Annotated in this window: 14 protein-coding genes; 2 read left to right on the top strand and 12 right to left on the bottom strand. The window is 32.7% G+C overall.

The window, feature by feature from the left end:
* From J3U66_RS02460 to J3U66_RS02405, 12 genes are all read right to left on the bottom strand, one after another.
* Complete coding sequence (locus J3U66_RS02460; RefSeq protein ID WP_065634420.1) at positions 1–300, bottom strand: phage tail assembly protein; 300 nt, start codon at positions 298–300, stop codon at positions 1–3.
* A 58-nt stretch (positions 301–358) separates the two neighbouring features.
* Positions 359–871 carry a phage major tail tube protein gene (locus J3U66_RS02455; RefSeq protein ID WP_267332711.1) on the bottom strand — a complete coding sequence of 171 codons (513 nt, stop codon included), beginning with the start codon at positions 869–871 and terminating at the stop codon, positions 359–361.
* Between the two features lie 13 nt (positions 872–884).
* On the bottom strand, positions 885–2,060 hold the full coding sequence (locus J3U66_RS02450) for a phage tail sheath protein (RefSeq protein WP_267347818.1): 1,176 nt from the start codon (positions 2,058–2,060) through the stop codon (positions 885–887).
* A gap of 772 nt (positions 2,061–2,832) precedes the next feature.
* On the bottom strand, positions 2,833–3,282 hold the full coding sequence (locus J3U66_RS02445) for a tail fiber assembly protein (RefSeq protein WP_267332713.1): 450 nt from the start codon (positions 3,280–3,282) through the stop codon (positions 2,833–2,835).
* A gap of 3 nt (positions 3,283–3,285) precedes the next feature.
* Entirely contained in the window at positions 3,286–5,022 is a 1,737-nt protein-coding gene (locus J3U66_RS02440) for a phage tail protein (protein WP_267332714.1), read from the bottom strand.
* Complete coding sequence (locus tag J3U66_RS02435; RefSeq protein WP_267332715.1) at positions 5,019–5,624, bottom strand: phage tail protein I; 606 nt, start codon at positions 5,622–5,624, stop codon at positions 5,019–5,021. Before J3U66_RS02435 ends, J3U66_RS02440 begins: the two co-directional genes overlap by 4 nt.
* The gene (locus J3U66_RS02430) at positions 5,614–6,525 is read right to left on the bottom strand and encodes a baseplate J/gp47 family protein (RefSeq protein WP_267347817.1); all 912 of its coding nucleotides are present in this window, start codon (positions 6,523–6,525) and stop codon (positions 5,614–5,616) included. The genes J3U66_RS02435 and J3U66_RS02430 overlap by 11 nt, the downstream gene beginning before the upstream one ends.
* On the bottom strand, positions 6,513–6,866 hold the full coding sequence (locus J3U66_RS02425; protein WP_267347816.1) for a GPW/gp25 family protein: 354 nt from the start codon (positions 6,864–6,866) through the stop codon (positions 6,513–6,515). Before J3U66_RS02425 ends, J3U66_RS02430 begins: the two co-directional genes overlap by 13 nt.
* The gene (locus J3U66_RS02420) at positions 6,863–7,501 is read right to left on the bottom strand and encodes a phage baseplate assembly protein V (protein ID WP_267347815.1); all 639 of its coding nucleotides are present in this window, start codon (positions 7,499–7,501) and stop codon (positions 6,863–6,865) included. Before J3U66_RS02420 ends, J3U66_RS02425 begins: the two co-directional genes overlap by 4 nt.
* Positions 7,502–8,385: 884 nt before the next feature.
* Positions 8,386–8,802: a phage tail protein gene (locus J3U66_RS02415; RefSeq protein ID WP_267347814.1), complete on the bottom strand. Its 417-nt coding sequence runs from the start codon at positions 8,800–8,802 to the stop codon at positions 8,386–8,388.
* A gap of 308 nt (positions 8,803–9,110) precedes the next feature.
* A complete protein-coding gene (locus J3U66_RS02410; RefSeq protein ID WP_267332720.1) occupies positions 9,111–9,314 on the bottom strand; it encodes a tail protein X in 204 nt (67 codons plus the stop codon).
* Positions 9,315–9,724: 410 nt separating this feature from the next.
* Positions 9,725–9,919, bottom strand: coding sequence for a hypothetical protein (locus J3U66_RS02405; protein ID WP_267347813.1), 195 nt, complete (start codon positions 9,917–9,919; stop codon positions 9,725–9,727).
* Between the two features lie 331 nt (positions 9,920–10,250).
* On the opposite strand from J3U66_RS02405, the gene J3U66_RS02400 reads away from it, so the two are divergent.
* Positions 10,251–10,733 carry an SMI1/KNR4 family protein gene (locus J3U66_RS02400; RefSeq protein WP_267347811.1) on the top strand — a complete coding sequence of 161 codons (483 nt, stop codon included), beginning with the start codon at positions 10,251–10,253 and terminating at the stop codon, positions 10,731–10,733.
* A gap of 766 nt (positions 10,734–11,499) precedes the next feature.
* Entirely contained in the window at positions 11,500–11,913 is a 414-nt protein-coding gene (locus J3U66_RS02395) for a hypothetical protein (RefSeq protein WP_267332723.1), read from the top strand.
* The last annotated feature ends 10 nt before the right edge of the window (positions 11,914–11,923 follow it).

The raw sequence follows: 11,923 nt of genomic DNA, 5'->3' as shown, positions 1-11,923 counted from the left end.
CTACTCGGTTAGGGATTCTTGGCTCGCATCGTTCAAGTTCGGGGACAAAAAACTGATAACAACTTTTGTGATTTCAGATAAGTCAATTAAATCTAAACCAAGAACTTCATGTTCAGCAATTGAAGGCATAGTAATTCTTGGTAATACTTTTGCTAATGCATCGATATCTAAATCAATAAAATCAATTAATTTAACACCACGTAAATCGCCAGTTAATGGTTTACGAATGGTAAATTCAGTAATCATTTTTTTACCTGATAAAATCCCGGTTTTTAGTTTTACTTTATTTGTGTTTGTCATTGATCAATCTCTCAATTAGCCCTTTCGGGCTGAGTTATAGTAATTTTTATGTGTTAATTTATAAACCAATTGCATTACGTGCAGAGGATAAACGATCTACACCATTAACTTTGTCAATCATGTTAATAAAATCAATTTCGGTTATTTCTTCGTTATCAATAATTTCTTTATAATAAGTACACTGTGTGGTTATTTTTGTTGAGTTACTTTCACCTTGTTTAAGTTCTCCACGATCTTGTTCTTTATGTCGACCATTGACGATGATTTCGACTTTTATAAAATCTTCACTGTCATCTTTTTGGTAAGCACCAGCAAAGCGTAAAGTTACGCCATTGAGCAATCCGCCATGTTGTTTTAAAACTTCATGTGCTAAGCCGCCTATAGTCCATTCCACAGTGAGTGCGTTATCATCGTAGCCTAAGTCAATTGGAACGCTACCAGGCATGCCTGCACCACGATAGCTTTCAAACTTACGAGTTAGTTTTGGTGGTGTGAAAGATTCCACTTCACCAACGAACGATGTACCATTAACATAGACATTGAAGTATTTGAGTTTTTTAGGTAGAGCCATTTAGTTGTTCTCCTTAGTTTGTAGCAACTGAGTCAGCCAATTCGATTAGATATTTATCGGTAATACGTTGGCGTAGCATAAGATTTTCAAGTGGGGGCACTGGGGTATAATCGTAATCGATATAAAGTTTGCCAGCTTTTAATATATCAGCTGTATTTGATTCTGGATCAAACCAGGCTTTTCCATCAACGATGTAACCATTAGATTTCAATTCACGGAATTTATTATTAATCGACTCGACTAAATCTTTAATTAAAGAAGCATGCATAGGCGCATCGACTAATTGAAATTGTGCTTCGGCAATCGTATCAGCTAATACTTGTGCTGTCCGTGTATAGTTTTCAAAAGCAAATAAGGTATCTGCAGAGCAGGTACGTGAGCCCCAAAAACGGTAACCTTGATTGCAAATCAATGTTGTTACTTCATTTTCGTTAAGATAGTTTGAGTCTGAACTTTCTTCTTGCAAATCCCAAAACACGTCATGTGATATACCGGTGACACCATTAACTGGTACATTAGATAAGGTTTTATGCCAACCTACCTTTTGGTCAATTTGTGCACGTAAACCTAATGCTCGTGCAGTTGCAGACAATGTAACGTTTGATTTTTTGGTTGTATCAAACCCGACAAAATCTGGCCAAATGATCATAGCTTCGCGAGCACCTAATTTATCGCGATAGAGCACCGCTTGTTCCTTTGTTTTTGCGCCAAACGCTGAAACATAGCAAAATGCACGTAATTTTTGCGCTAATGACACTAATGCTGTTGCAACAGGTAACGAGTCATAACCCGGTACCCCCAAAATGCGTGGTTTGACCTTTAACTGTGTTTGTGCTGAAAGAAGGGCCTTCATACCGGTATATTTGCCATTCTCGGTTGTAGTACCAATAATGTTTGCTTCTGTCTCTGCATCAGATGCGCCTTTTTCAACACGTACAACTACAATTACTGGCGTACATTGATCAGCAATTGCTTCTAGTGTTGGTTTTAAAGTACCTTGAGAACCTGCTTTACCAATTGCCGTATTGATATTTGTAATTAAAATAGGGGTGTTAAGTGGAAAATAAGTTGCATCGGCATCCTCTCCAGTAGAGACCACCCCAATAACAGCTGTTGAAACTGTTCGGATAGTACGTGTTCCTTCATTGATTTCGATGACTCGGACGCCATGATGATAATCGTTAGCCATAAGATCTCCGTTGTGATTAATATATGGTAAGGTTAATGTGCGAGCTTATAGTCACATATTTAAGAAAAGAGTGTTAGTTCTTAAATTTGTAAGTAATATTGTTACAACTGAAGCGTAAATAAATGGTAATAAAGGCTGATAAAACAACATTAATTTGTTTGTTATTTTATTTTTTAGTGAAATTATGTAATCTTAATTTTGGTGTGACTTGTGCTAAAAATGATATAAATCTAGCGAGATAGACTGAAATACATCATGGAATATAATTTAAATAAAGCTGTCAAATTAATAATGATATAAATAATTTAGTTTGTGGTAAGCAGAAAATTTTATTGCTTAGGGTGATTAGCTAAATAACTTAGTTCCCCTGAGTTACTAGCCAAATTGTATAGAAATGAATTGATATTTATGGTTATTTTTTTGGAGAAAGCTAAGTGTAGCTGAAAATAATATACAAAGTTTTTGTAACATCATTTGATTGGTTCAAACTTTGAAATTATGACTTCAAATTAAATTGAAATTAGGTGAGGTTATCCATCATACACTTTTAGTGACAACGTCATAAATCAGTGAGATGAGATTGTCGAGAATTTAATATATACCAACTTAATCTTTAATGCTCATGTCTTATTTGGATCGCTACCGTTTAGATTGCATTATGATTTAATTAATACAATTGATTGAAAATTGTGTTTGAACTGTCATCTTCTATTGTATTTTGGTTATAGCAAATGACAGTTGTTTTATTTTTTAATTAGCCAATCAATTTATATTACTTAATAGGTTTAGTTGGCCATTCGATTTCTTCTGTTTGTTCAACATCAATACGATTCACTAAAACTCGATATCTTTTCCACTCTCCAAGCTGTTTGACTTCTTGTTCGGTAGCCATTTCTGCATCAACGGCATCTTGCAAATAAGCAATTTTATCATTAGCTTCACTTAACAAAGATTTTTTTGTTAAGTGATTTTGTTCGTATGTATAATCATTACGAGCTTTGATATTTTCAACCCATTTTTTCTTTCTTTTATCCCATTCGTAAAATTGTGAAGGTTTTGGCTCAGAATAAGTTAAATCATCAAATATGATGCATCCCATATTTATGGCATTAAATAATTCATCATGTTGCTCTTGTGTGATTTCAATAGCTGTTAATGGTATTGCATCATTAATCGTATCAATAAAAAATGATTGTGTTTCTGTATTATAAAAATGTTTCATGACTTAAAATCCTATTGCAATATAGAAGATACCTGTTTGTAATAATTGACCAGTGCTGGCTTTACCCCAGCATCGGAAATGGGACTGCGATACTGGTTGAGCTGCGGTCGAATGTACCCCTCCATAGCCATCATTTGTAACAATCGCAAAACACGCGTTTGGAAACGTTGTATAAAAAGATTGAATCGTACCTTCCTCACCATTATCAGGTAAGTATTGAGTTTCACCCCACTGGATTAATAGACCGTTTGGTAGTTTTGTGTAACCGTTTTTACTAAATGATTGTGAAAATCTATTTAAAATATGATCATTTATATTTTCTGTTGTTATATGTTCGACCCATAGTGACCATTGATTTTCATATGCATAATAGCTACGCATAAATTGACGATTTTCTCGATATGTCGTATAGATTTGAGTGCATCCATCAGGAGAGTTACCATAGTTAACAAATACTTGTAACGCGCCAGCTTGCTCGACAGGATAACCTCTTTCAGGAAGCGCTCTTGTATTATGATGTTGGAAGTAAACACCATGCTGTTGACCTTTTAAATCATTTAAGCTTCTTTCAAATAAATCACCATGATATCGATATGCGTAATGGACTAAATTTTCTGTTGTAATAAATTCATTCCAGTTATTCCATGTATTTGAAAACCCTGAACGCATTTTTGCTCGATTGCTTAGTATATCCATTGCAAACTGTACTGCTTCAGAATTATTATTACCTGATTGAAGAATTTCTGCGTATGGAAAAGGTTTATTGCCGGTTGTTGAATCGGTAATAAATCCTAGTCCAGATAATTCAAACGAATCGACATTAGATAATAGATTCCTTTGACCGATACCATGATCACCTTGTTTAAGTGCTGATTTACCATTGATAGTAACGTTATTAATATTTTCAAATCTCCACGCATTTCCACCATTAGTGTACCTAAGCTTTGTAAACCAATTCTTTTTTTCTGCATCATAAAAAAGAAATGAGAAATTGTCTCCAATTGGGCGAATTACTGTAACATTATCAGGATTTTCATAATTGAATTTGATACCGTACGCTTTGTATTCAAACGTTAATTGGCCACTGATTACATCCCCTGATTTTTTAACTGAGTTTGCTGCCAAGTCATAAGTATTTTTTACAGCTAAAGGCGTTGCGGCTTGGTTTTCAGCTGTACTATTGGTTGCTGAGCTTAATTGTACAAATCCTTTTGATTTAGTTGTTGCAGTAGGATGGTTGGTTGATTTTTCATGTGCTTCCATTTTCGTTGCAATTAAGTTATCAACATATTCACGAGTTGCAAGTACCACAGAAGGATCGATTTTTAGTTCAACCGAGTTGACGCTATCGACTATAATTACCATTCTTATTACTTGGGTTCGGCCACTACCTTCAACTAATTTAGGTTTATAAGTTGCAGGGCAATTACCGACTGCAATTAAATTACCTTCATCATCGTATAAACCGATCTCGTGAATAAACCAACCACCTTCATTTTCAGGAATGACTTGTTCGGCGATGATTTGGTTAGAATTTTGTTTATCAATAAATAACGTATTAATAGCAGCTCGTCTAACCTCATGAACAAGTTGTGTTTGAGTGGCTATCGGTTTAGGAATAGATCCATTGCCATCACCAACACCCATTTGGGTTAATTTTAGTGGCACCCCTAAAGCTGTTGCATTAGCAAGCAATGCAGCGCCTTGTTTAGTTAATATTGTATAGTAAGTTTGACTCATGGTTTTATGCTCATTGTATCGATTAAGTGAATAATTGCGCCTACTTGGCGTTCGGAGGTTGTAGTTATTGTTTCAGTCACATAAGGGTAAATATAAAGAATATTCCCGTCGTAACAGCTAGCACCAACAGTGATTTCACCTTTGGATACTAATTGAATTGAGAGTGAAGACAATTGACGTGAAACGGGTTTTACATCGTCAATAATTCGATTTAATTCTTTGTAAGAATCGGCAGTAATTCCCTTATCTAAAACACCTATTTGTAATGAAAAAGTGCCAGGTTTTTGGTTGTTTTGCCACCATTCGGTAATACTAATTAAATAACCAAATGGTTCGACTGCTCGACGAATTGCTTCTTTAGTACCTTTCAATTTATGAATTTCAAAAGCTTCAGCAATTACCTTTCTTTTCGTTTTCTCTGGCCAAGTTTCATCCCAGCGATCAACACTGTATTGCCAAGCTAAATAAGGTAGTAGCTCAAAAGGACAAGTCATTGGATCCCAAAGTGAACGCAAGGGAATTGGTGGTTCACAAAACATAGCTTGAGAAAGATTCTTCTCAAGTTTTGTCGCAGATGGGGGGAGTAGCGTTTTATTCGCCATAACCAGCCACCTCTATTTGATAATCAGAACAAAAACTGGCTTGTTCGCGATTAACTAATATATCTTGCACAGGTTCATGTAATTCTACTCGTTCAACGCCAACAACATGTAAAGCAGAGATGATTGCACTGCGACTAATGCGTCTACCAATTCGGTGTTTTTCGGTAATATAATTTTGCAAATTGTTGATTGCTGTCTTTTTTATCGGTTCAGATTCAGGTCCTGGGTATAGATAAAGTGAAGCTTTAATATTATAGTGAATCAAATCGACTGATTTGACTGTGACACGATCGGCGATTGGACGACGATTTTCTTCATTTACGGCTTGGTTGACAATTGCTATTAATTCATCCGATGCTTTGCCATTATTTTCTCGCGACAAAATTGCAAGAGTTACACAAGCAGGTGAAGGACTTTCAGCAGCTGCATCCAATACTCGTCCATCAGCACTTCGTGCAAAAAATTCATAGGCAGCTCGAGGACCAGCAACGGATAAACCTTCAAATGCACTCTGAATACGCAGTCTAAAATCGCTGTCTGATTCTTTAATTTGTTTAATTACAGGAACAACCGTATTATCCTCAGGTTGGATCACTAAGCGTTGTACATTAAAATTCGCGCCTAAGTTATCAAGATCACGACCTTTAGCATGTGCAATCATCAAGGCTTGTGATGCTTCATTAATTCGTTGACGTAAAATTAATTCGTAATAGGCACTTTCTTGCAGTAATTTAACAATTGGTTCACTTTCAAATTGTAATGTTTTGGCGACTTCTTGCTGTTGTTCATCACTATAAAGTGCTATAAATTTATCTTTACGTTGTTGAAAGATCTTTTCAAAATCTAACGATTCAATGATGTCAGGTGGGGGTAATAATGAAAGATCTGTTAATGTTGCCATGTTGCTACCTCAATCTCACTGCTGAATGATTCATTTGGTTTATCTGTTCGTGAACCAACGATGTGTACTGTTAATTTTTCTTTGTCATTGAAAATATCAACTGCATCAATTTTTATACGTGGTTCCCATTGGCTTAATGCCATTATTGTTGCAGAAATCACTTTTAATCTTGTTGCTTCGGTATTGGGATGATCCAATAATAAAAAAAGTAATGAGCCATAATTACGACGTTCAATTCGAGAACCGACAGGGGTTGTCAAAATATCTTTAATAGATTGGTTGATATGATCCATATCAGTAATCGTGCGCCCACTTTTACAATTCATGCCAATATAACTCATTTGGGTTTTCCTGTTGTTTCACCACCAGCTCTAACACCTGTATGGATATGTGAATCTAAAACAATACCATTGGACGATAATTGGCCTTGCTGATGAATCACATTGCCAGTTAAATATCCGGTATTACCACTTTGTCCAGCACCTGTTGCATTGAAAGATTTAAATGTGACATGGTCACTACATTCGACAAGTGGTGTATCAAGGTGAATTTTAGTACCAGCTTTAGCGGTAATTTGTTCGCTAGCTTCAATGACTGCTGTTTTTATTCCTTTTATTGTTAAGCAGCTAGTTTTAGGTTCGTATTCGAATGAAGCGCCATCGGAAAAAGTCACACAATATCCATCCTCAGAATTTGAAGGTGCTGGATTATCATTGCAATAAAGGCTTGGTAATACGCACCCTAGCTCCAAATTACCATTGGGACTTAAGATAAACACCTGCTCTCCAACAGATGGGCGCCACCAAGAACGGCTTTTCCCTGCTCGATGAGTAAACCAGGGCAACCAAGCTGTAATAAGATTGCCAGAACGGACTCTAACCCTGTCACCTTTTGTTTCACAAACTATACCGGGACGGATCAGATTTTCTATTTTTCGTAATATGTCGACTAAGTCGGCTGGATGATATGTTTTCATGGCGCTATAATCGTCAATTATGCTTTAAAAATAAAGCGACCTTATTTGTAGAATATTTAGTTACAACATCCATGAACAGCTAATAATTATTAGCGTGATTAAAACAATAGGCGGGGTTGGTTATAAATGTATTTACAACTTATATGGATGTTAGCTTTCATTGAATAAAATGTGTTTTGAAAAGCTGCGTAGCACACAATCCTTATGTTGTTAACATCTGCCATTTGTTACGGTTTGTTAAAAAATGACAATAAGAATGATAATTTGTTTTTTTGTGGCTAAAGGGGCGGAACAACAACCAATATTGTATTATCAGCGGATTTTAATTCTAAAGATTATAAGGAAGAGTAGGGGAAGTTAGGCGCGTTAACTATAATAAAAGGAGAAATATGCTATTTGCGGTAGGATATATTATTAAATATTACTAACACTCTTAAAATAAACTAATTTAGTGTTTTATTGAATAATAGGAATGATCAATTTATCATCACATTAAAGTCAACCATGCCAGTCCTTTTTATACTCATTCAAATTATAAAAATATTTTACAATACCATGGCTATTTTATTCTTTTCAAATAAAAAATAAGATAGATACAAGTTCATTGCCCATCACTGTTTTAACAAAATAGATATACTCGCAAAAATCGGATTATTACTTTATCGTTGCATAAATGCGTCCATTTAACCTAAATAATTAAGTTTTTGGTATTTGTTTAATGCAATTAGTAACTGGATTAACAAATATCGATTTTATTTCTATGTAAATGTGATCACTATAAGTTATTTCTATCAAATTAAAAATAAAATAGAACAAGGTGTTTTTTATTACACCTTATATAAAGTAGGCAGATATTTTAACTTATTATAAAAAGGAAAATCTCACTAATTTAATAAATCTTCATCAAGAATTTTGTCTTTAATTATTTGAGATTGTAATGCTTCATTTATATTTTGTGTAAGAATGCGTTCTGACAATTTTAGCTTAATATTTATTTTGCAATGACATTCAGTGATGTCTTGAACATCGAATTTAATTGACGTTTTACGTGATTCTGGATTTAGCATACTATCGCTTTGATTGTTTGTCATCCAACTAACTATTGCCTGCATTAGTCCTTCAAATGGAAATTGGTAATTATCAAAAGTTAAATGCAAAGTATAATGATAAAAAAGCACTAAATTATTCGTGGTAATCGCTTCGATATGGCCGTTTGTTACTGCCATTTGTAATTGTGAAGCGGCATGGTTAATTAGTTTTTTTTCAAAAAGAAATTGTTTCAGGTTATCAATTTTTTTCATAGTAATCTCTTTGATTATGTTAAGTTATTACTACTCGTATGTACCCATACCAAACATATCATAAAAATTATTCTAAATTAACGTAGCATTTTGTTATTTTAAATCATGTTTGAATGGTTATTATTCGAGTTTAGTTTTAGTATGATTCGATCTTTACACTTAGTTCAAGACGTTTATTATTATTTAATAAATATGGTTTTGTTGTCCTACTTGAATTTATTATTGAGACGATTAAGTCATCGATGTGGATTATAAGATCGAGCCTGTTTTTAGCTGTAAAGTAAACAAAAACTATGGTTTTGAATTAATTAATCCCATAAATTAATCTGATTTTTTTTGGGTTCAGATACAAACTCAGGAACATTGACAGCAGTGCCCATTGGTAACATGGCAGGGAGTTCACAAAGATTAGGGTTATTTTGATAAATAGTTTCTACAATACCAGCCGTGCTACCAAAAACGCGATATGCTAATGCGTCAACTGTTTCATTTTGCATTGAATAAACAAGCATGATTAGATACTCCATTAATTATTAAAAAGTTTAGACTTTTTTAGTTACGAAATATAATTTATTTTATTTACTAAAATTGACCTTTAAAGTATATAAAAAAGCTAATATTTAAACTGTTACACCAAAATAGGGTGATTTTAGTGAAATAGGTTTGCTCTGTATGATCGCTATTTAACGGTTTTTGAACAACCGTTTAAAAATGTATTTTTGTAAGTTACAAATCAATAAATGGGCTAATTGGTTGGTTAAGTCGAAACTTGCTCTTTTGTTGTTAACAACTTACGACTTGGGTTTTTTTTATCAAGTTTCGCTTAATATTTGAATAATCGCTATTCTAAGCTTGGTAAAAAAATGTTGCACTATATAAGCTATCGGTAAACATAGACTACCCAGAATAGCGTTCAATGTGATTAATTATTGTCTATTAGCCAAGCATGTTTATATGTTTTACCGTTAATCGTTATGGTGAAAGGGATTTGCTGGCCTAAATTAACCGATCTATCAGAGCAGACTTCGTCCCAATCTACATGTAATAGCGCATTTTGCGTCTGTGTTATTTGCCATCCTTCATGGAGTATCTCTAATTCAGTTGGAATTGATTTCACCTTTACAAAACTAGGGCAGGTTATCTCATAAATGGCATTAGCTAAGTTAGACGTCAAAAGACTAACTAAAATTTTAATCGTGGTTTTACAATATTACCTTTCATCTAGAGCTAGATAGTTGAATTTTCTAAAAAATTAATAATGCCATGATTAAATTAATTATTTTAAAAATAACATACGATTATTAGTAACATATACTTTTCAATAAACGTATATTTTGGCTAATCGAACTTTAGTAGATCGTTATATAACAAAAATTTATTTTCAAATAAATAAAATAAGATCAATAATGAATAGGTAGGAAGACAAAGCAATAAAGTAAGGACATAAAATGATTGATATGAATAATTTTTATCAAAGTGAAAAGCAACTCACTGAAAAAGATTTACAAACATGCGAGCAAACTTTGGGCATTACTTTACCTGACTCATTAAAGGCATTATATTTACGTTGTAATGGTGGTTTGGTATATAAAGATTGTTTTACTTTGCCTAATTTAGTAGATAAGTTAAAAATTGCTCTTTTTATGCCTATTAAATATAACCTAGCCTCTGATCATGATCCTGATTTTTTAATAGAAGGAACTGTGCAACAACTTTGGCAACAGCATAAATTAGAGAAAACATTATTACCATTTGCATTAGATTATAGCGATAGTTTTATCTGTATTAATCTTGATAATGGTGCTATTTATCGATATCGTTTATGGGATTGGGATGATAGTTTAACTCATGAACAAAACTTTACGGAAAATAGCGATTATTTATCAGCATCATTGGATGATTTTTTAAATGCATTAACTGAAGATAAATAGTTAACAAAGTCAAAAATGTTAGTGAGTAATGAAAGCTGTTGATATTTGAACTAAACATTAATATTAAATTTTATATTCAGTAATATACTGTTAGTGAAGTCGCTGTTAGGTTATGCATGACAACTTATGCATAAACATGAAGCGTTGTTGTAGATTTTATTATCAATACTATTGCAAAGTGAATTTATTTATTGAATTATTAAAAATAAGATGTAGTATTTGTTATCATCTTGCTTTCACTGATAAAAGTTGTAACCAACTAAGTTAGTTAAGTTTTATTTTTTTAAAATGAGATTAATTTATTAGGTAGTATTTAATAAAAGCTTAAATTTTTATATTTAGCTGCTCATATTCAATTATAACTGTTATAAAAATAGAACTATAGTTCCATCTATCCCACAAGAGTAGGATATTGTAAACATAGTAAAATATTTAATTAAATTGTACTTAAAAATTTTATTAAAAAACACATATTATTATTCTACATTATCTAAATATTATCACCGAAAATTGCAGTCATAATTATGCATTAGAATGATTGAAAAGATTTATAATGTTAAAAGTTGTATTTACATTTAACTTATTGAATTAGTGTTATAAATTTAGTTCTAGCCGTAAATATTATTTACCATAATAAAACAAAAATTAATCACATTGAAAATAAATCTATCTGCTATTAGTTTGGCTTGAAAAGATAATTATTAAGCAATAAGGCAACTAATTAGCAAAATATAAGATATGTTGATTATTCATAAGGGGATCGTAAATGCTTGTTGATACACTCGAAAGATTTGAATCCTTATATAAAAAATTGTGGATTGAACTAACGGATAAATATGGAAAAAATAATTTTATCGATGAGGTAGAAGTCTCAAAAGCAACGTTTTTGTTAGAAAATCTAATAAAATGTCGTATCTTTCAATTACCAGCATTTGAGTTGTTGTTAAGAATTAACCCCGATCGTGCTTTAGCTTTGCTTGAAGATCGTTATCTATCAATGGATTTATCTGATCATATTAATGATCAAGTTTCAGATCTAGAAATTATGTTAACAAATATCAAAAGGATATTAGGAAAAGAACAATTGATTAACATTCTAAATAGTGATGCATTTTTAGCTAAAAATAAGAAAAATAGAAGAGTAAAAGAAGCTATTCGCTTTGCTAAAGAGGATGATTAACAGTATAGTT

It is taken from the genome of Gilliamella sp. B2969, from assembly GCF_026536195.1.
In the GTDB taxonomy this organism is placed as follows: Bacteria; Pseudomonadota; Gammaproteobacteria; order Enterobacterales; family Orbaceae; genus Gilliamella.
This window is presented reverse-complemented; position numbering and strand designations above follow the sequence as displayed.

Coding starts and splice junctions, on each gene's coding strand:
- J3U66_RS02460 (WP_065634420.1), bottom strand. CDS start 300: ATGACAAACACAAATAAAGTAAAACTAAAAACCGGGATTTTATCAGGT.
- J3U66_RS02455 (WP_267332711.1), bottom strand. CDS start 871: ATGGCTCTACCTAAAAAACTCAAATACTTCAATGTCTATGTTAATGGT.
- J3U66_RS02450 (WP_267347818.1), bottom strand. CDS start 2,060: ATGGCTAACGATTATCATCATGGCGTCCGAGTCATCGAAATCAATGAA.
- J3U66_RS02445 (WP_267332713.1), bottom strand. CDS start 3,282: ATGAAACATTTTTATAATACAGAAACACAATCATTTTTTATTGATACG.
- J3U66_RS02440 (WP_267332714.1), bottom strand. CDS start 5,022: ATGAGTCAAACTTACTATACAATATTAACTAAACAAGGCGCTGCATTG.
- J3U66_RS02435 (WP_267332715.1), bottom strand. CDS start 5,624: ATGGCGAATAAAACGCTACTCCCCCCATCTGCGACAAAACTTGAGAAG.
- J3U66_RS02430 (WP_267347817.1), bottom strand. CDS start 6,525: ATGGCAACATTAACAGATCTTTCATTATTACCCCCACCTGACATCATT.
- J3U66_RS02425 (WP_267347816.1), bottom strand. CDS start 6,866: ATGAGTTATATTGGCATGAATTGTAAAAGTGGGCGCACGATTACTGAT.
- J3U66_RS02420 (WP_267347815.1), bottom strand. CDS start 7,501: ATGAAAACATATCATCCAGCCGACTTAGTCGACATATTACGAAAAATA.
- J3U66_RS02415 (WP_267347814.1), bottom strand. CDS start 8,802: ATGAAAAAAATTGATAACCTGAAACAATTTCTTTTTGAAAAAAAACTA.
- J3U66_RS02410 (WP_267332720.1), bottom strand. CDS start 9,314: ATGCTTGTTTATTCAATGCAAAATGAAACAGTTGACGCATTAGCATAT.
- J3U66_RS02400 (WP_267347811.1), top strand. CDS start 10,251: ATGATTGATATGAATAATTTTTATCAAAGTGAAAAGCAACTCACTGAA.
- J3U66_RS02395 (WP_267332723.1), top strand. CDS start 11,500: ATGCTTGTTGATACACTCGAAAGATTTGAATCCTTATATAAAAAATTG.